The organism is Pantoea anthophila, assembly GCF_006494375.1.
Classification (GTDB): Bacteria; Pseudomonadota; Gammaproteobacteria; order Enterobacterales; family Enterobacteriaceae; genus Pantoea; species Pantoea anthophila.
The window spans coordinates 379281-398993 of the sequence record NZ_VHIZ01000037.1 but is presented as its reverse complement, the minus strand read 5'-3'; the positions used below and the strand labels follow the sequence as shown (position 1 = coordinate 398993).

17 protein-coding genes and 1 pseudogene are annotated in these 19713 nt (G+C 51.5%); 9 read left to right on the top strand and 9 right to left on the bottom strand.

Going from position 1 to position 19713, the window contains the following annotated elements; all coding sequences use genetic code 11:
• Both FJW00_RS09035 and FJW00_RS09030 read right to left on the bottom strand, forming a co-directional pair.
• Positions 1 to 371 (bottom strand): toll/interleukin-1 receptor domain-containing protein (locus tag FJW00_RS09035; RefSeq protein ID WP_140923684.1); only part of this gene is annotated, 371 nt, incomplete at its 3' end.
• 77 nt (positions 372 to 448) lie between these two features.
• Positions 449 to 864: pseudogene (locus FJW00_RS09030) on the bottom strand (phage virion morphogenesis protein).
• Between the two features lie 671 nt (positions 865 to 1535).
• Here FJW00_RS09030 and FJW00_RS09025 point away from each other — a divergent pair.
• Both FJW00_RS09025 and FJW00_RS09020 read left to right on the top strand, forming a co-directional pair.
• Positions 1536 to 1805 (top strand): hypothetical protein, encoded by a 270-nt coding sequence (locus tag FJW00_RS09025; protein WP_140923681.1) that lies wholly within the window; start codon positions 1536 to 1538, stop codon positions 1803 to 1805.
• A gap of 301 nt (positions 1806 to 2106) precedes the next feature.
• Positions 2107 to 2403 carry a hypothetical protein gene (locus FJW00_RS09020; protein ID WP_046102796.1) on the top strand — a complete coding sequence of 99 codons (297 nt, stop codon included), beginning with the start codon at positions 2107 to 2109 and terminating at the stop codon, positions 2401 to 2403.
• 107 nt (positions 2404 to 2510) lie between these two features.
• On the opposite strand, the gene FJW00_RS09015 is transcribed toward FJW00_RS09020, so the two are convergent.
• The 4 genes from FJW00_RS09015 to FJW00_RS09000 all read right to left on the bottom strand — a co-directional run bounded on the left by FJW00_RS09015 (position 2511) and on the right by FJW00_RS09000 (position 5328).
• Positions 2511 to 3077 (bottom strand): GNAT family N-acetyltransferase, encoded by a 567-nt coding sequence (locus FJW00_RS09015; RefSeq protein WP_140923679.1) that lies wholly within the window; start codon positions 3075 to 3077, stop codon positions 2511 to 2513.
• A gap of 159 nt (positions 3078 to 3236) precedes the next feature.
• Positions 3237 to 3662, bottom strand: coding sequence for a glutaredoxin-dependent arsenate reductase (gene arsC, locus FJW00_RS09010; RefSeq protein WP_140923677.1), 426 nt, complete (start codon positions 3660 to 3662; stop codon positions 3237 to 3239).
• 12 nt (positions 3663 to 3674) lie between these two features.
• Positions 3675 to 4964: an arsenic transporter gene (locus FJW00_RS09005; RefSeq protein WP_140923675.1), complete on the bottom strand. Its 1290-nt coding sequence runs from the start codon at positions 4962 to 4964 to the stop codon at positions 3675 to 3677.
• Positions 4965 to 5007: 43 nt separating this feature from the next.
• A complete protein-coding gene (locus FJW00_RS09000) occupies positions 5008 to 5328 on the bottom strand; it encodes a transcriptional regulator (protein WP_009092791.1) in 321 nt (106 codons plus the stop codon).
• 569 nt (positions 5329 to 5897) lie between these two features.
• Between FJW00_RS09000 and FJW00_RS08990 the strand changes: the two genes are divergently transcribed.
• Complete coding sequence (locus FJW00_RS08990) at positions 5898 to 6716, top strand: helix-turn-helix transcriptional regulator (RefSeq protein WP_140923673.1); 819 nt, start codon at positions 5898 to 5900, stop codon at positions 6714 to 6716.
• Here FJW00_RS08990 and FJW00_RS08985 read toward each other — a convergent pair.
• Positions 6687 to 7325: a LysE family transporter gene (locus FJW00_RS08985; protein WP_058957053.1), complete on the bottom strand. Its 639-nt coding sequence runs from the start codon at positions 7323 to 7325 to the stop codon at positions 6687 to 6689. The two genes, FJW00_RS08990 and FJW00_RS08985, sit on opposite strands and share 30 nt — an antisense overlap.
• A gap of 344 nt (positions 7326 to 7669) precedes the next feature.
• Between FJW00_RS08985 and FJW00_RS08980 the strand changes: the two genes are divergently transcribed.
• Positions 7670 to 8689 (top strand): alpha/beta hydrolase, encoded by a 1020-nt coding sequence (locus FJW00_RS08980; RefSeq protein ID WP_140923671.1) that lies wholly within the window; start codon positions 7670 to 7672, stop codon positions 8687 to 8689.
• A 395-nt stretch (positions 8690 to 9084) separates the two neighbouring features.
• Here FJW00_RS08980 and FJW00_RS08975 read toward each other — a convergent pair whose 3' ends face one another.
• Complete coding sequence (locus FJW00_RS08975) at positions 9085 to 9546, bottom strand: GNAT family N-acetyltransferase (protein WP_309147967.1); 462 nt, start codon at positions 9544 to 9546, stop codon at positions 9085 to 9087.
• 309 nt (positions 9547 to 9855) lie between these two features.
• On the opposite strand from FJW00_RS08975, the gene FJW00_RS08970 reads away from it, so the two are divergent.
• Positions 9856 to 10119 (top strand): hypothetical protein, encoded by a 264-nt coding sequence (locus FJW00_RS08970; protein ID WP_140923669.1) that lies wholly within the window; start codon positions 9856 to 9858, stop codon positions 10117 to 10119.
• 181 nt (positions 10120 to 10300) lie between these two features.
• On the opposite strand, the gene FJW00_RS08965 is transcribed toward FJW00_RS08970, so the two are convergent.
• Positions 10301 to 11551 carry an MFS transporter gene (locus FJW00_RS08965; protein WP_140923667.1) on the bottom strand — a complete coding sequence of 417 codons (1251 nt, stop codon included), beginning with the start codon at positions 11549 to 11551 and terminating at the stop codon, positions 10301 to 10303.
• Positions 11552 to 11867: 316 nt separating this feature from the next.
• Here FJW00_RS08965 and FJW00_RS08960 point away from each other — a divergent pair, with 316 nt between their 5' ends.
• The 4 genes from FJW00_RS08960 (at position 11868) to FJW00_RS08945 (ending at position 19704) form a co-directional block, all read left to right on the top strand.
• Positions 11868 to 12293, top strand: coding sequence for a VOC family protein (locus FJW00_RS08960; protein WP_140923665.1), 426 nt, complete (start codon positions 11868 to 11870; stop codon positions 12291 to 12293).
• A gap of 498 nt (positions 12294 to 12791) precedes the next feature.
• A complete protein-coding gene (locus FJW00_RS08955) occupies positions 12792 to 16823 on the top strand; it encodes an Ig-like domain-containing protein (RefSeq protein WP_140923663.1) in 4032 nt (1343 codons plus the stop codon).
• A gap of 404 nt (positions 16824 to 17227) precedes the next feature.
• The gene (locus tag FJW00_RS08950) at positions 17228 to 17932 is read left to right on the top strand and encodes a gluconate 2-dehydrogenase subunit 3 family protein (RefSeq protein WP_140923660.1); all 705 of its coding nucleotides are present in this window, start codon (positions 17228 to 17230) and stop codon (positions 17930 to 17932) included.
• Positions 17929 to 19704 (top strand): GMC family oxidoreductase, encoded by a 1776-nt coding sequence (locus FJW00_RS08945; protein ID WP_046102809.1) that lies wholly within the window; start codon positions 17929 to 17931, stop codon positions 19702 to 19704. Before FJW00_RS08950 ends, FJW00_RS08945 begins: the two co-directional genes overlap by 4 nt.
• Positions 19705 to 19713 lie beyond the last annotated feature (9 nt).

Here is a 19713-nt window from a genome sequence, read left to right as displayed (position 1 = left end):
GAATTCAGGTTACACATCGGTTGTGGCAATGCACTGGGATGGATTCCTGAATGACAAAAAGGCATGGCTGGAATTTCCTCATTACCGCTGTCTTCGCTAATAGCACTGCGAGACCAGACAGCACCTAATTCAAAATTTATCCATGGTCTCTTAACGGATTTAGGGCTAATCAGATAAATTGCAGCAATAGACTTTGTTAATCCTTTTCTAATCGCATTCAGGAAGTTACTACCGATTGGTATGGATGAACCATCTGATGAAACAAATACCGTTACGAATCCAGAAAACTCATTTTCAATTGTCTCTTGCAATAAGATTGCAAGCTCCTTCTCCTCGTGAATATGGGAAAGGAATATCATTTTTTCTGCCATATTTAGTCAATCTCCAGTGAAATGTCAATTTTCTAACATCACTGAATTTAATGTTTTTCTTAATATTTATCCACTGACTAGCCCAAAATCCAACGAAGCAGAGTTTCACGCACCGTGCTTTCCACATCACCGTTCACGCCCAGCAGCGGACGTTCTGCATATTTCACTATCGGGCCGCGACGGCTTACCCGGTCCCGCAGGCCGTAGTGATGGACGCGGGCCAGCTTCTGCACTCTCGGAACAAAGGCAACTTCAGCAGCGTCTAAACCCGCCTGCGCCTTCAGATACTTTGTAGTTTTCAGCTTCGCAAACATGCCGCGACGGATGCGCCCCTTTTTGCTTCGGGCGGTTACGCGGCACGGCTCCCATGCGGTGCCTTCCGGGGAACGCTGCGCAGTGATGTTTGCCTGCTGAATCCGGCGCACGTCGCATGCCACCTCGCGCAAAATTTATCTGGGGCCGCTGGTTCCAGCTTCGACAGCCAAAGAGACACCTTTTCGTTAGTGCTATTTCAGTCGACAAGCCGTGTGGAAAAGGTTTGAAAGTATGCCCAACATTTTTCCATGACGGCACGGCATAATAAGAAAATAGCTTTATTCGAGTTTGTACATGATGACAAAAAATTCACTGAGTGGATGCTATGCTTGTTAAATATTAAGCAGCTAATTATTATCAGATTATTGATATGAGACTTTATTTTTTACCGCTGATTTAGTCGCTGACTGTCATTTAAGCATCATGGTTGTGTTTCATGTAACACCCTGAAATAACGCTACACGATATAAAAAAGAATGAAACATCAAACTCAGCTTTTGTGAGTATATTTCCAAACGTGACTTACGGTAGTTTAAGTCACAATGACTTAATACCTGCTTTACGCAATGCGTTTCCGGTTCTGTTAATGCGCTCAGGATTATTCTGAAAAAGGAAGGTGCCCGCTTTGTCAGTGATGACCCTGACCGCGCCGCGCCAGTCATATAATCTGAATAACCATACACTGTAAGTGACTTAATAAAATTTCATGGCAGACATGCTTATTAACCGGCTCCTGCCTGCTATGGCTTATATCGCGTGTTCTGCGCTCAGATTTATGATTTTTTTCCCACGCGCTGCGCTCAACTCAGAGCTGACAGCGTCCCATTACTCAAGCTAAGAGGATTTATTATGTCGGCATCTGTGATTAAAAACGCGCTTAAAACGACAGCTTTAGCAGCAGTCGTCATGGCCGGTATACAGGGCGCTTCGTTTGCCAAAGAGCAGCCTTCTCAGATAACCCCTGATTCAGCTTCAGCCGGAAGCGTTTCTGTAAAAAAACCGGGGGCTTCTGTTGATGCAAGCGCGGTAAAACTGGCCGCCTGGCATCACCATCTGGAGATTAACAAAAGCTGTGACGATCCGTCACTGGGTGTGGGTTGCGGAGATGGCGACGCATAACGTCTGAAAAGTGCAGACACCTTGCAGAGGTGTCTGCACTGATGTGCATCAGATAAAACATTCTGCCTTCGGCCCCTTCGCCTCACTCCATCATTTACGCCGGCCTTGTCAGCATCTTAAATTCGTACTGAGTGTTATTTCAGAGGTGCTCAGAGAAGAAACGTATCCGCGAATTTAAAAAAATCCTCGCTATAAATGTCATAGCCTGGCGAAAAGTGGTCTTTTGCTAATTTACTAAAAATAAAGTGAGTATGCTTTGGCGGGTCGTTTTTATGAAAACTACCACAACAGGATGGATGAGATGAAACAGGTCAGGATTTACACACTCAAAGACAGACAGTCAGCAGAAATTTATTTCCGTACACACTGGCCCCGGCATATGATTTCTCTTCCCGCTTTTAATATATATGTCAATCATGTCTATCTGAGTGATGAGTGTCAGGTCATTGCCACCGTGACCTATCAGGAGGGAGCCGACATACAGGCTATAAATCAGGAGTATATGACCAGCGAGGCCTTCAGGTCTGACATGAAAGGTTTCGACATGTCCTCAATCCTTCGGGTAGAGGAAATCAGCATTAAAGAAGCCCTTTTCTGACTTCGCGATTTTCTCAGCCAGCATACATACACACCCCTGGCCGTGAATGCTTACCCAGGCAGCGTGCAGGCGACTGGCCCGCTTCTGGCACTCCGGACCCGACATCACTATTCCGCAGGTCCCTCTGCCCTGCTCGCAGGCCAAATCGGTGCGACAGCCTGACCGGCAGAGTCGCCAGACAGTGCCGGACTGCCGGAAGCCAGTTCACTGAGGAGGTGACCATGAAGATAATAATTCACGATATCGCTATTTATTTTGCCCCCTAATGACTGATAAAAACCGTTTGCTTCAGCGTTTGATTTCTCGGCATTCCAGCTGAGGCTACGACACTCATGCTTCAGAGCGAGTTTCGCCATAAAACGCATGAGGGATTTACCCGTGCCCTTACCTCTCTCACGCCGGGAGACATACAGCTCTTTAATGTGCATTTCGCCACTGTACCGCGGCGAGGGATAGAGAATAGTGCAACACGCCAGCCCAGTGACTTCAGCATCGCGACGCGCCCTGAGCACCAGCGTAGCGGAGAGCGGACTGAAGAGTCGGTTACTGAGATAATGCTTCAACAGTGCTTCCTGAATAATGCCCTTACCATAGTAGTGCTCTTCCATCTCGGTAAAAATTTTCACCATGGATTCCCATTCATCTGGCGGACATATTTCTACTGTTACTTCCATGTTTACTCCCTGTCACTGAAAAAATGCCACAGTCGAGCCGGGGTTTAGCCCAACCACAGCCCTTAACTCTTTGGCCCCATATATAAATGAGCTTAGCCTTGAGCGAAAAGCGGACGCCCTATAGCGTCACCAGGCGTCCGTTCACCTGAAGTGGACGGATTACTTTACCCGCTTCCCCGTTTCGTCAATAACCTTCTCGCCATCCTCTTTTGTAAACGCGCCTTTCTGACCTTCCGGCAGAATATCCAGCACGATCTCTGAAGGGCGGCAAAGACGAGTGCCCAGCGGCGAAACCACTATCGGTCGATTAATCAGAAGCGGATATTGAAGCATGAAATTAATCAACTGCTCATCACTGAATGTCTCTTCATCAAGACCCAGACGTTCATAAGGCTCAACGTTTTTACGCAGCAAGGCGCGCACCGTAATCCTCATATCTGCAATAAGTTTGACCAGCTCATCACGGGCCGGGGGCGTGTCGAGATAATAAATTATTGCAGGTTCGTTGCCGCTGTTGCGGATCATTTCCAGCGTGTTGCGTGAGGTGCCACAGGCTGGATTGTGATAGATGGTTATGTTGCTCATATCAGTATCTCATTACAAAGTGACAGAGAGCCGCCACGCCAGCGCCGCCAGAGTGACAAACAGGACGGGCACAGTCATGACAATGCCGGTTCGCACGTAATATCCCCAGGTAATCGTGATATTTTTCCGGGCAAGCACGTGCAGCCACAGCAGGGTAGCCAGACTGCCAATCGGGGTGATTTTCGGCCCTAAATCGCAGCCAATCACGTTGGCATAAATCATTGCCTCTTTGACGACACCGGTCGCCGTGCTGCTGTCAATCGACAGCGCGCCAATCAGAACTGTCGGCATATTGTTCATCACTGATGAGAGAAACGCCGTCAGGAAGCCGGTACCGAACGCCGCTGTCCATAAACCCTTGTCTGCCAGCAGATCCAGCACGCCAGACAGGGTCTCCGTAAGCCCTGCATTGCGCAGGCCATAGACGACCAGATACATGCCAAGCGAGAAAATAACGATCTGCCAGGGTGCACCGCGCAGGACTTTCCCGGTGTTAATGGCATGACCTCTTTTCGCCACCACAAACAGCACTGCTGCGCCAGCCGCTGCTATCGCACTGACCGGGATCCCCAACGGTTCCAGAACAAAGAAACCGACAAGCAACAATAACAGGACGATCCAGCCCGCCCTGAAGGTTGCCAGATCTTTTATCGCACTGGCTGGCGTCTTCAGCAGCGAAACGTCATAGGTCGCCGGAATATCCCTGCGGAAGAAGAGATGCAGCATGACCAGCGTGGCCACAATCGCTGCCAGATTCACGGGCACCATAACGGCGGCGTACTGCGTAAAGCCCAGGTCAAAGAAGTCTGCCGAGACGATATTGACCAGGTTAGAAACAATGAGCGGCAGACTGGCCGTATCTGCAATAAATCCTGCCGCCATGATAAAGGCCAGTGTTGTGCCCTGGCTGAATCCCAGCGCGAGCAGCATCGCAATAACAATTGGCGTCAGGATCAGCGCGGCACCGTCATTGGCAAACAATGCAGCAACAGCGGCACCCAGCAGGACTATCCAGGTAAACAAAAGGCGGCCACGTCCGTTACCCCAGCGGGAGACATGCAGAGCGGCCCATTCAAAGAAGCCGGACTCATCGAGCAGCAGGCTGATGATGATGACCGCAATGAATGCCGCTGTCGCATTCCAGACGATATTCCAGACGACGGGAATATCAGCGATATGGATGACGCCGGTTCCGAGCGCCAGCGCAGCTCCAATACTTGCGCTCCAGCCAATACTCAGCCCTCTGGGTTGCCAGATCACCAGTATCAGCGTCAGTAGAAATATCCCTCCAGCCAGTAACATTTCAGACTCCATTACATATGATTACGTGAATATGTTTCCAGCCTCAGCAGGAGGTGCAGGCCGATTTTGCCAGCCATTCTCGCACCTCCTCCCGCAGGCACTGCCAGGACGTCGTGATTGTCTCAGCGGCCCACGCCGGTATATGCGGTGACAGACGATAGTGGACCCACTTACCTTCACGACGATCAAGCACAAGCTTCGCCTCGCGAAGAAGCGCCATATGGCGTGATATTTTGGGCTGTGATTCGGCCGTGGCTGCACAGATATCGCATACGCACAGTTCTCCGGATTCCCGCAGAAGCATCACGATGGCGAGCCGTGTTTCATCCGACAGGATTTTAAAAAGCTGAACAGGCTGTAGCATTTTCCACTCCGCGCCTTCGAAAACATATATGTTAGTTCATATGTGTTGAGTTTAAAATCACCCAATTCCTCAGCAGAAGAAAATGGAACAATTTTCAGCCTGGACACTGAATGCTTTGATCAGCGCATTGCTGAAGCGGGAGCCACCATCAATCCTGATCTTTTATGGCTCAGCTATGCCACAGAGTAAGCCGGTCGTCTGCTGACGGCATGGGCGCGATGGTGGAAATCCTGAATCCCTCTGATTTACCCCTGCCTGATGATGCGCCGGAATCGCAACCCAACGTTACCGGGGTGCGCAGTCTGGTCAGGTGGTTAAAGCATGGCAAAAGTTCGACAAAAAGGACGAATGAGACCTTCTTCATGGCATGACCTCATCGTCGATGCATTAAACATTCTCCCATCCCAGACTGACTATCGACAGACGTATCTAATTCTGGGCAGTCGTCCAGAGCTGGCAATCTCCTGACACCAGTGGACCGTGCCTGAAGGAATTACATCTATTGATAAGGCACTCAGTAAATGGTTTTATCAATAACTATTCCTGAATGCTGAATAAGGCCAGAAGCATTGTCATTAGAATCCGCAGAGTGGTTTAGCCGGAATGGCATAGAGTGTTCACGGGTCAGAGCCCGTAACTCTGGCTTTCCGAAACATCTCCACGATGAATATGTCATCAGTGCAAACCTGACGGGGGTAGAGGAAATCTGGCTGGCGGGAAAAACCGCTTATGTCAAAAGTGGACAGGTTACCTTATACAATCCGGGAACGATTCAGGCTTCACGTTTTGATACTCACGCAGTTGAATTTGTCAGCGTACACATACCTCAGGCTCTGATAAAAAAGCTGGCTGAGGAGGAGAATTTCAATAGCGCTCACGAAGCCCCGGTTCTGCGCGAAGGCATAATCAACAACACCCGCCTGTTTGACGCGCTGACCCGTTTTGCATCATCGGCCCGGCTTGGTCGGGGCATGGATGAGGAGCAGGAACTGATTTTACTTTGTGGTGAACTGCTTGAGTCGCCAGCTCTTATTCAGCAGGGGGACGAGCAGAAAATCAACCTTGTTATTGGCTACCTGCGGGAGCATCTTAGCGTAAGACCGCAGCTGGAGATGCTCGCTCAGCTGGCAGGTCTGAGTAAATATCATCTCGTTCGCGCCTTCACCCGGCACACAGGTATGCCGCCTCTGCAATATCACATGCAGCTTCGTCTGCACCATGCCCGCGACCTGCTTCGCAGAAATGTGCATCCGCTTGATGCAGCTCTCAGGCTGGGATTTTACGATCAGAGTCATTTCATTAATGCATTTCGCAAAGTGATGGGAATTACCCCCCATCACTATGCTTCGCAGGTCAGATCAGGCCACTATAAATTCCCGGTACCCTGAGACAATCACGTAAAGCGCAAAATAGCTGAATATGATCGCCGAGGCGATAAAGGAATATTTAAGCAGGCGTTGACCCAGCAGTTTGCCGCCAAAACTTCCCACCAGGCACAGGACACACGTCCAGAACATGCCCGCAATGAAAAATCCTCCCAGAAACCAGGAGGTAGCGGCAACATTGTGCGGACCCATCCGGGAGATCAGCGCACCGCCCACGGTCGCAAACCAGAGAATGGCCGAGGGAGACGACATGGCGAGCACTACACCGCGCCCGAATTCACGTATGAGCGGGCGGGAGTGATGCGTTTCGCTCACGTCAGGCTCCGAAGCGTTTCTGAAAGCAGCTATCAGCATTTTGCCTGCGAACCAGAGAAGCATCGCGCCACCCCCGATCCACAGTATCCAGCGCACGACTTCATACTGAAGCAGTACGGCCATGCCCGCCAGCGCCAGTAGTGCATATGCCAGATCACCCACACACGTCCCCATTCCCAGCCAGAAACCATGAAAATATCCGCGTTGCATGGCAAGGGTGATCATCGCAATATTGGCAATCCCGATATCAAGACACAATGAAAGGCTCAGTAAGAAGCCATTCGAAAACTCGATCATAATGTAAAGCCTCTAATCGTCTTAACATCCCCGTTTACCCGACCAGTTAAGCAGCCGATCGGTAATTCGTATTGGAAGAAATTGCGCGAAGAGGCAGAACGAAGGACACATTGTATCCTTAATCAACAAATTAGCTGAGCCGTAAAGTTTAACCGGTCCGCATGTCTGGTCGCGCCCCTCTCCTGTCTTGTCCGGACGGGAATCAGTCCGAAGTGTTCCTTCTGTTGCGATAACATCACCATCTACATCGCTCGCTATTTAATAGTTTACAACAAGGTCATTTGCTGTCAGTGTAGCCAAAGTAAATAGCACACTACTTAATAGCAAACATAAGAAAAGCCGTCATGAAAGTGAAAATTACCGCAGGTGCTTTATTGTTAGCCAGTCAGATGACGTCAGCCTGGGCAGATTCTGCTGAAAACGTGCCGCAACCTACCGCTGGCGTGGCGACGTTCCTCAGCGCACTGAACAGCAGTGGCGGAAAGCCCATGGAGACCTTATCCCCTGAAGAGGCCCGCGCAGTACTGACCGGGGCGCAGAAAGGTGCCCCACTGCCGCCCGCCCGGATCGCTGAAAAAACCATCACGGTGATGGGTAAACCGCTGACGCTGACGATAGTGAAACCTGCCAGTGCCTCTGGCGAGTTACCGGTGTTCATGTTTTTCCACGGCGGTGGCTGGGTACTGGGTGACTTTCCTACACACGAGCGTCTGGTTCGCGATCTCGTTAATGAGTCCGGTGCAGCGGCGGTATTTGTGAACTACACACCTTCACCTGAAGCCCGTTATCCGGTTGCGATTACGCAGGCTTACGAGGCAACAAAATGGGTGGCCGAACATGGCAGTGAAATTGGCGTGGACGGTAAGCGTCTGGCACTGGTGGGGAACAGCGTGGGCGGAAATATGGTTGCTGCCGTCGCGTTACAGGCTAAACAACATAAATCACCGGCAATTCGCTACGACGTGATGCTGTGGCCTGTTACCGATGCTCATTTCGATGATGCCTCTTACCAGCAATTCGCCAACGGCTATTTTCTGACGCGAAACATGATGAAGTGGTTCTGGGACAACTACACCACCTCAGAAAAGGAGAGGAGTAACATTCTGGCCTCGCCGCTGCGCGCAACCAAAGCCGAGCTGGCGGGTTTACCGCCAACGCTGATTCAGACTGCCGAGCTGGATGTACTGCGTGATGAAGGGGAAGCATTTGGCCGAAAACTGGATGCTGCTGGTGTGCCGGTAACCGTCACGCGCTATAACGGCATGATCCATGACTTTGGTTTGCTGAATGCCCTGAGTAAAGAGCCAACGGTGCGAACGGCGATTAGCCAGGCGTCAGCAGAGCTGAAGGAACATCTTAAATAAACGACGTGATTCATTCGTTGTAAAAGGGCGAATCAGCCGGCCAGCGCCGGCTGACTTCTCAGGCTTCAATGCAGTCAGGCATCAGCGACTTATGACTCGTCTCTGTGCAACCTGAATAAGCGGCATACTCTGGCTTTGTAGTCGTGTAAGGGTTAATGCCCAGAATAGCCCGGTTGTCACTGTCATCGCGCTGGTTCAATGGAATAAATGCGAGTACACATGCGCGTTAGCGGCTACTCGAGGAATCTCGCTTAAGAAATATATTAAGAAGTCCGCTTCTGGCACAAAATGGCATTCTTATAGGTTGAAGGTCCGCTATAAGTGAAAAGCGAACGTCATAAACTCGACGTCAGATTATTACCACCACATTGAAAGATTACAACCCGGCTGCGAACTCAGATAGGCATCCCCATTATCTTTAGCGTGCTCTGTTGGGAAGCTGTGCTGAGAACTGTGTCTTTGACATGTAGCATCCCCTGTTTTTCATAGAATCTGTAAGCACGCTCATTCTGCTCAAGTACTTCCAACCACAGGTACTTTTTTCCACGGTTTTGCGCAATTGCTATGAATCTTTCAAACATCATCTTTCCGTAGTTCTTACCCGTCTCTGTGGGTATCAGATATAGCTTATTAAGTAAGACACCTGAAATAGAAGTCTCTGGTATACAGCTTTCCCAGGTGATCTTTGCAAAGCCGATAGGGTGATGTGCTTCTGCCAGATACCACGATGTGCTGGGATCTTGCAGACTTTTTTCAAGCGCAGGATACGAGTACTCAGCATCTAGAAATACATTCATTTCGGATTCTGAAATCCACATGTGGCTTAGGAGAGCAATAAATGTTGTAGCCGAGCTCATTCAATATTCCTGAATCCGTCAGATCCGCATCCCGTATGTTAAATATCATGAATTAAATCCCCTGTTTAACGTTTGCTCTTAAATCCCTGAACTGCGGGAGCATTTTGGAATATGTCAGGTTCTGTACGTTGGGTTTAACATAAAATTGCTGTCAGGCTGTCCTCTGCAGCCTGCCCGAACTCAAATCCCTGTGCATAACCGCAATAGGGTTCTCAATTTACACCAGGTCTTATCCTTGCTATATCTTATCTCAAATCAGCTGGCACCCTGTCCTCTCAGTCAGACCATGCGTTTATAGGGGGTATCGAAATGAATCAGACCCACACCGTTCCGGAAATTTATAATCCTGAAGTGCCGTACGCAGTGAAGTGCGAGATCGTGACCCAGTTGTGCCGGGCACTGGCTGCCCATAAAAACATGACCCCGGACGATCTGAGGAAGTATCTTCTGGATAAGCTTCATGTGGATTTCGAAAATCTGGATGATAATCCGGTAGGAATGCTGCTCTTATACGAGTACCTCTATTCTCAGCGTCCCCCGGCCTGTGCCGAAGTGAAAAAAAACCTCCACTAAGAATAACCTCTGGCGGGGAATTTATTTACCGCACCACCCCGCCTGCGAACGCGCCTGTCAGCAATAAAAAACCTCACCCGATGCCGAACGTGGCCGGTTATTTCACTCTGATCAGAAGATACTGCCCCACTGCGCTTCTGCATAACCCGGGCGCCCCCCGGGCCGCCAACGCCTGTTGAGATCACTCCGTCAGACGCGCCAGCATTTTACCTCTGTAAGTATAAATAATTGCGCATATCAGCAGGCTAAGCAAAGCCGTGCAGATGAAGACACCCGCGCCAGTCATCGCCAGCATTACCCCACCGATTAACGGCCCGACAGAAATTCCCAGAGACGACAGCATTGAGGCACCCAGATAAGCCCCCCGATGCGCTGCCGGTGCCAGTTGATCAAGCAGGATGTTCAGGTTCGGCATCAGGATCGCTTCTCCGACACTGAACAAACTGGTCACTGTCAGCCAGAGCCAGATCTCCGTCGAACGCGTACAGAAAAAGCAGATTTGCGAAAGTGCGAAAATTACCCCGCCCAGAAGAATGCGTTTTGGCAGGGAAACCGGTGCCAGAAACCGCATGATAAACGTCTGAAAGAGCAGCACGGTGCAGGCATTCGTCACCAGTATCAGAGTTACCAGTTTTATGGCGGCGTCCCCATCCAGTAAAAGGAGATACTGGGGCAGGATGGCTTCGTAATGGATGAATACAATACTGCACAAAATGCTGCACAGCAGCGCGGCAATATAGATTTTGTCCCTGGCAATAATACGTACGACCTGATGCAGTTTTAATGAAACCTCACTGCCAGCCTGTGGCGCTTTCAGCAATTTGCCCGCGGGCACAAATAGCAGGACGTAAACGAAAAAAGGGATATACGACAAACCCGTAATCAGGAATGTGCCCTTCTGAGAGGTAAGCCCGAACGCAATTCCGGTCAGCGGACCAAATACCGCGGCGACGTTGATAAGGTAGTAGCGCATTTGCAGGGCAAGCGCTCTGCGGCGGCGGTCCACCAGCAAATCACTCATGAGTGCGCGCAGAGGAGGGTCAACCCAGGCAAAGGAAATGCCGATGATCATCAGGCCAATGAAAAACAGCCCGATGCCTGCGGCCTGAGCAAGAATGATATAGCCCAGCGCAGAAAAACCACAGCCCATGAGGAGAATGACGCGTCGACCCAGCCTGTCTGAGATCTGCTCGCCATACATACCCAGCACCACTGAAAACAGTGCGCTGCTGGTCATCGCCACGCCAATCGCAATCGGTGACATATGATAATGCTGTGCCATGATCACGGAGATAAAAGGCCAGGCCATGAAATAGCTGAAGCGGATGACCAGCGTAAAAAAGAGCAGTGCATGAACTGTTGCCGGAAAAGATTTCAGCGTCTGAATTAATCCTGGCGCCGCGCCCTCCTCTGCGACGGGTTTAGTTGTCATAAATCTCCTTATTCTGTTTTATGAATGCATCCCGCGCGCAGCAGCGCATAAGTGATTAAATAGTAATAAAATTATTTCACATGTCGTGCAATACAAATGTTAAAGAAAGGTTTTATTCGCCATCTTATAAAGCAAAGACTCTTTATCTGAGAGCAATGTAAGGGAATGCGCAAAGCAGATAACAGAAAGCCGACGTTACTGCTGATATCAGGTCAGCCCTCACCCCAAACCGTTAACAGGCATATCAGAGGAAATTATTGGTTGCTACTCTGAAAGGTAAAAGGTCTGCTCACAACCGGTAACAGGAGGCAAGAAAATGCTGGCTTATATCACGACAGGAACCAATAACTTTCAGCGCTCCGTTGACTTCTATAACGCTCTGTTCGACGTCCTGGGCTATGAACGGCAGCCTGCCTGGACAGAAGGCTGGGCAATGTGGGGGAAAGGAAATAATCCGGATGAAGGATTCAGCTTCTGCCTCTGTCCTACCTTTGACGGTCAGCCCGCAACGGCGGGAAACGGAACAATGTTCGCTTTCAGCGCCGATAACGCCGACACTGTCAGACGGTTTCATGCCGCTGGCCTCCTTGCGGGAGGAAAGAATGAAGGCGAGCCAGGAACACGATCCGCGTACGGACCCGATTTCTATGTTGCCTATCTGCGCGATCCTGACGGACATAAGCTGGCATGCGTTTATCAGTACTATTCTCCTGAAAAAGATAACCCTGCAGCGGAAGAATAGTCACAGGACGGATAAGATTTTATGGTTTTAACGTCCGGGAAATTCAGCCGTGAAATGAAAAGCTTCCGGCTAATTTTTCAAAGAATATTTAAACCACCCTGAAGCATTAACGCAAAACGGGAAAATTCCAGATTTTCCCTAATAGCCACGCATGCAGACGGGGATTAGTTTATCTCTACCCAGCGTCAACCGTTCACGTTTTTAATGACGAGAAGTCGTTAAAGTCTATAAAGCTTAAATGAGCCGACGCCCGACCTCTTGCAATGAGTGGTGCTATTTTATCTTGCCAGCAGATAAATTCTCTCTTCCAAACGGAATAGTTAATCTGGCTCTGATTTTAACCCTTATCCTTGCTGCGGATGATGTCTGATCCGTTGAGTACCGGGCCCGGCTCTATAACTTTATTGGGCGCTGGCCGTTGCGTGCCTGAAATAAATAAAGTCGCGCTTTATTTTAAAGGCACCGCCTACTCACAACCTGGTATATACGGAGATTTCCATGGCATTTTCAGGCACGGGCCGCGTCACGGTTGTTTCGCTGACAAACGGTCAGACACTGTCTCAGTTTACTGCAGACAAATTACACTCTGTTCTGAATGAACCCGCGATTATTACGCTTCAGGGCCCGCCGTCTCAGGTTTCCTCTTATCAGAAACAGGGGCAGGACCTCATTCTCAACCTGCAGGAAAGCGACTCGCTTCGCTATCAGAACTTCTTCACTGATTTTGCAGGCCAGCAGAGTACGCTGCGTTTTCAGGAGGGAAATTTACTGCATCAGGCGCAATTTGGCCGGGATGTCACAGCCGATACGCAGAGTGTCGCCACGCTTACACCAGAGTGGCATTCTTCTGACCATGCGAAATCCTTAACGCCCCTCCCGACCCAGCCTGTGGCAGAGCCTGAGCCCGCCTTATCAACGGTGGAAACCACAGAAAGCCTCTACCTGGCTCCGACAGATCCGGCGTTAAACGGTGCAACTGTCACTCCGGGGGTTAGCAGCAGCGAAAAAAACGCAACCTTAACGCTGGCGTCCGCTGCTGAAATTTCCACTTTAAGCGCGCACGCTGCGTCTGATGACGTGAAGGCAACCACTGCCGCTATCCCGTTACCGGCGCTGACACTGGATCCCGTTACCGGCGACAATGCAGTGAGTTACCAGGAGGGGATCTACGGCATTCTCTTCACCGGCACCGCCGCGCACCTTGCCTCCGGCACTCCGATTGAACTGACGCTGGACGGCAGAACCTGGCAGGGCAGTGTCTATCAGGATAAGTGGCAGGTTCAGCTTTCTGACAGCGACGTCAGGACTATCCAGGACGGCAACCACCTTATAAAAGTCAGCGCAACGGACCCGGAGGGTAACAGTACCAGCCTGAGTCAGAATCTGCTGCTGATCACCCACTACAATGGCAGCAATCCAAAAGTCACCGTTAATAACATCACGCTGGCGGATGCGGTACAGCATGACGGAGACACCTGGTATCTCCTTAGCGGCACCCTAAAAACATCGCTGCCGCTCAAAACCTTTGCGGTGCAGGTTGATGATACCTTCCACTGGAATTATGCGGTGATCCAGCCGGATGGCAGCTGGCGGGCGGAAATCAGCGCGTCGGAGCTGTCTCAGGGTGGCAACAGCCTGTCGTTTGGCGTGCTGGATGGTGCGGGAAACTGGTTTGAACAGAGTGGTTATGTCACAGCTGACCTCACCACGCCGGTTGAGGGCGGGGGTGGCGTTCCGCCGATAACCGACGACAATCCAGCGGATGGCGGCAATACTCCACCAGCCGACGGTGGCACGCCGGTTCCGCCCGTGAGTGCCCCGCCATCTTTAACCATTAACAGCTTTACCGGTGACGGCGTATTAAGCGCCGAAGAGAAACTCACATCACAAACGTTCAGCGGCACCACAGAAAATCTTGCCGCAGAGAGCACGCTGACCATTATGCTGAATGGTCAGTCCTATACGACAACCCTGGCAGCGGATGGCAGCTGGAGCGTCATCCTGCCGGCTGCCGATCTGCAGGCGCTGCCGGTCGGATCTAACCGCATCAGCGTCACCTTTGAAAACAGCGCTGGCGGTACGACTACCGCCAGCAAAGCGATCACCGTCGAGCCGTCAGTTCCGCCGTCTGATGCAACCCCGCCTCAGCCGACCATCGACACGCCGTTTGGCGATGGACTGATGAACGCCAGTGAGCGCTTTGAGCCCGTAACGCTGAGCGGCTCTACCGGCGTGACCGGGGCGGGCCAGAAGATCACCCTTGACGTGGATGGGGTTAACTATGCGGGCACCGTGGACAGCCTGGGCAACTGGTCAGTCTCGCTCTCTGCCCTCCAGCTGGCCGACGCAGAGTTAGCAGAGGGGAACCATACCATCACGGTGACCGCCACCGATCGCTGGGGCCAGTCTGGAACCAGTGAGGCAACCTTTATTACCGATACGCAGGATCCGCTTGTCAGGATTGATCCGCTGGCCGGGGATGGAGTGATCGATAGTCAGGAAATCAACAGCGCGCTGGTGATCGCCGGGAGCAGTGAGGCGGGCAGCACGATTGAGGTTACCTTTGGCGCCCTGCACTGGAGTGGCATCGTCGATCAGAACGGTCAATGGCAGTTCCCGGTGCCTGCAGAAACGCTGCAGGGGATGGAGGAAGGCAGTTACTCTGTCGTGGCCAAAGCAACCGATGAAGCGGGTAACAGCCGCTCTGCCTCAGCAGGCGTGCAAATCTATGCGTCTGATGCGTTACCGCAGCTGACGCTGGATCCGGTCACCGGCGACAATGCGGTGAGTTATCAGGAGGGGATGTACGGCATTATCTTCTCCGGTACGGCTGCCCATCTCCCCTCCGGTACCCCGGTTGAACTGATCCTGGACGGCAGAACCTGGCAGGGCAGCGTCTATCAGGATAAGTGGCAGGTTCAGCTCTCTGACAGCGACGTCAGGACTATCCAGGACGGGAACTACCTCATTAACGTCAGCGCAACGGATCAGAATGGTAACAGTACCAGCCTCAGCCAGGATCTGCTGCTGATTACGCATTACAACAGCAGCAACCCAAAGGTGACGGTCAACGACATCACTCAGGCAAATCAGACAGAGCATGACGGTGAGACCTGGTACGTCATCAGCGGCACGCTTGAAGCGCCGCTGCCGCTCCAGACCTTTGCGGTACAGGTTGATGATACCTTTCACTGGAATTATGCGGTGATCCAGCCTGATGGCAGCTGGCGGGCAGAAATCAGCGCGTCAGAGCTCTCTCAGGGCGGCAACAGCCTGTCGTTTGGCGTGCTGGATGGCGCGGGAAACTGGTTTGAACAGGGTGGCTACGTTACGGTCGACATGACTTCACCGGTCAGTGACAACAGCGGCGACCCGGTGCCGTCAGTGCCCGATAATCCCACCGACGGCGGCAGTACCCCGCCCGTGGTGGATCACCCCGGCGAGCCTGACCCTGTCATTGATACCCCATTTGGTGACGGCTGGCTCAATCGTGCAGAGAAAAAAGAGGGCGCAACGCTGACCGGCACTACTGGCGTAACCGGTAGTGGTCAGACGGTCACCGTGATGACTGGCGGCAAACATCACCTTGCTGAAGTCAGTGACGACGGTCACTGGAACCTGTCCCTGACGCCGGAGACAATGAAAAAAGGGTTCGGTCATGGTCAGCACGACATTGTCGTGACCGCGACTGACGCAACAGGCCACACGGCTACGATAACCACGACCTATCAGGCAGATGCCTGCGCCCCCAGAATCGCTTTTACCCATCTGACAGAAGGACAGAAAATCGATCTTAATGCTGGCAGCCTGCAGCAGCGGATATCTGGCACAGGTGAAGCGGGCGATATCGTCACAGTCAGTCTGGGTGACCACCAGTGGCAAACCACCGTTACCAGCAAAGGCAAATGGTCCGTTCAGCCTGAGGCGCTGAATACGCACACCGCTGAACCGGGCGAGTATATGCTTACCGCAAGCATTCGCGATGCGGCAGGTAACGTTAACCACGTTTCGCACGTCGTCGAGCTTTATACGTCCGATCCACAGCCAGCACTTGCGCGCGCGATGGATAGCACTTCCTTTCATCACAACAGTGATGGCCATAGCGACACACCAGAGACACCAAGCGGTGAAACGCCCTCGTCTTCTCTGTTAAATCTGCTTACCCATCTGGACAGCGTTGCCGGTCACGACACCCTGATGCCAAACGGCTCGCACGAGGCGCTGGACTTTGCCTCGCTCGGGCTGTCAGTCATCAATAGCGGGGTCATCGACCTGAATGCCTTCAGCAGCAACAGCGTTACGCCGGAGCAAAAAGAGCAGTTACCGCTGACTGGCGATACCCGTGAGTTGATGACGATAAAAGAGGCAGAGGGCAATCCGGTCACGCTCAGTACCACCGAAGGCGGTGTCTGGAGTGAGGATGGGCAGCGAAACATTGAAGGCCATCAATACGATCTTTATCACACCCCCTCTGCCAGCCATGAGGGTTCGCTGGCTGATCTCCTCATTCAGCATAATCTGTACGCTTAACTGATCTGATCCAGCAGGCCAGGGTGGATTTACTGCCCTGGCCTTTTGCTGTCAGGCGGCTGGTGGTGTTGTGAAAAATCCCGCCTGTCGTCAAGCCTCCGCAACAAACTGACAACATTAATAACAAAAAAACATCCTTGTTAAACTTATGTATAACAAAACTCACCTGTTTCACTAGGCGAAACGGTGTTTTACTGGATAAAATCAATGGAAACAGCAGGGATTCATTTTTATGTCCGCCAGGAAGGCTCAGACACAATCTGAAGTTGATGATTGCACAACAAAAATTACGCAACGTTATTAATTATGTCCTTTTTCAGATAAGGGCGAGCAAAGGAAACGGGTACAGAAAGGAATATCTCTGTGCTCAGGAAGAATCGGTATAAATTTTAAAAGAGCGCCAGATGAAGTCATCCAGACGATCATTTCTTCGGAAAACATTTTCACTCATTCCCATTGCCGCGGTCGCGGGAACAACAGCAGTCAGCGCGGTCGCATCGGCCAAAGAAAAAGGGGAAACGTTTCATTACGTCCCGGTATTTTTTAATAATGACGAGTGGCGGTTCATTTTAGCGGCTACCGACCTGCTGATCCCTGAGGATGAGTTCGGCCCCGGGGCGGTAAGTGAAGGTGTCCCGGTCTACATCGACAGACAGATGGAACTCCCCTACGGTCATGGCTACCTGTGGTATATGAGCCCCCCTTTTCAGGAGTCGATTCCGGAAATGGGCTACCAGACTAATCTGGTGCCGCGCGATATTTACCGCAGAGGGATCGCCAGCCTGAATAAATATTGCCGCGATAATTTCCAGCATAATTTTGCCGATTTAGCCAGAGACAAACAGGAAACCATTTTACATGACCTGGATGCCGGCAAATTAAGCCTCGACGCTCTCTCCGGAAAACTCTTTTTCTCTCAGTTATTACAAAACACGAAAGAGGGCTATTTAGCCGATCCCGTACATGGCGGTAATCAGACCATGGCATCCTGGAAACTGATCGGTTTTCCGGGCGCACGCGCGGATTTTATTCAGGTGATGGAGAATCCAGACAAACCTTATCCCTTAGGTCCGGTCAGTATTTCTGGTAAGTATGGTGCATTAAAATGACGATTAAAAAAGAACCGGTTGATGTAGTCATTGTTGGCTTTGGCTGGGCGGGCTCGCTGATGGCGATGGAACTGGCGTCAACGGGATTGAAGATTGTCGCGCTTGAACGGGGTGAGCAACGGGACACTTATCCAGATTTCGCCTATCCGCGCATCGTTGATGAGTTAACCTACGGCGTAAGACTTAAACTCTTTCAGAACATTTCAAAAGAGAGTGTCACGGTCAGGCACACCACTAAAGATACGGCTCTGCCCTATCGCCGTATGGGCTCTTTCCTGCCGGGCGATGGTGTCGGCGGAGCGGGCGTTCACTGGAATGGATTATTGTGGCGTCCTCTGGAAGCCGATCTCAGACTGAAAACGGTCGTCACTGAGAAATATGGTGCCAGCTTTATTCCGGGGGATATGACCCTTCAGGATTACCCTTTCACCTACAGTGAAATGGAACCCTATTTCGATAAGTTTGAGCGGATCTGCGGGGCTTCAGGCCAGGCCGGAAATCTTAATGGAGAGCGCATTGACGGCGGTAACCCGTTCGAAGCGCAGCGTGCGAATCCTTTCCCGACTAAACCGCTGCTTTATCAGTACTCCGCCATGCTGTTTGAAAAAACTGCGAAAGAGATGGGATATAACCCCTTCCCCGGCCCGGCGGCGATATGCACCGAAGCCTACACCAACCCCTATGGTGTCGCACTCGGCGTCTGCAACTATTGCGGTTTTTGTGAAAAATTTGGCTGCTACAACTACTCAAAAGCGTCACCGCAAACCACGATTATTCCGGCGCTCAGGCAGTACGACAACTTTGAGCTGCGCTGTAAATCGCATGTGTTACGCGTCAACAAAGACAGTTCGGGCAAACTGGCCACCGGCGTCACCTATATCGATGAAAATGGCCGTGAGGTCGAGCAGCCCGCGTCCGTGGTCATTCTCAGTGCCTTCCAGCTCCATAACGTCCGGCTGCTTTTGCTCTCTAAGATTGGCCAACCCTACAATCCGGAAACCGGCGAAGGCGTGGTTGGAAAGAATTATGCCTATCAGATGCTGGGTGGCGCCAAACTCTTCTTCAATGAAAAGACGTGGTTTAACCACTTTGCCGCTACCGGTGCCTCAGGGGCCTATATAGACAATTACAACAGTGAAAACTTCGATCACGCCGGAGTGGGCTTTATCGGCGGCAGCACCGTCTCTGCCCATGTGACCGGTGGCCGCCCGATTGAACAGACGGTCACGCCGAAGAGCGCGCCCAAATGGGGAACGGGCTGGAAAAAGGCCATCCGGGACAGCTATTTACATAACATGAGCATTGGCGTCAGCTCCTCCGTTATGCCTTACAAACAGTGTTACCTCGACCTCGATCCGACCTACAAAGATGGTTACGGACTGCCGCTGTTAAGGATGACCTTTGACTGGCAGCAGAATGAACTCAGGATGACCCAGTTCATGGCGGGCAAAACGGAAAATATCGTCAAAGCGATCGGACCTGACTCTTACGATATGGGGTTCAAGTCCCTCTCTGCCCACTACGACGTTCGCCCTTATCAGTCCACTCACACCACAGGCGGCGCCATCATGGGAGACAGCCCGGCGACCAGCGTGGTGAATAAATATCTTCAGTGCTGGGACGTTTCCAACGTTTTCGTGGCTGGCGCAAGCTGCTTCCCGCAAAACCATGCCTATAACCCAACCGGAATCGTCGGCGCGACCACGCTCTTTTCAGCGAACGCCATAAAAACGATCTACCTGAAGAACCCCGGCCCGATGGTTCAGGCTTAAAGGAATAAG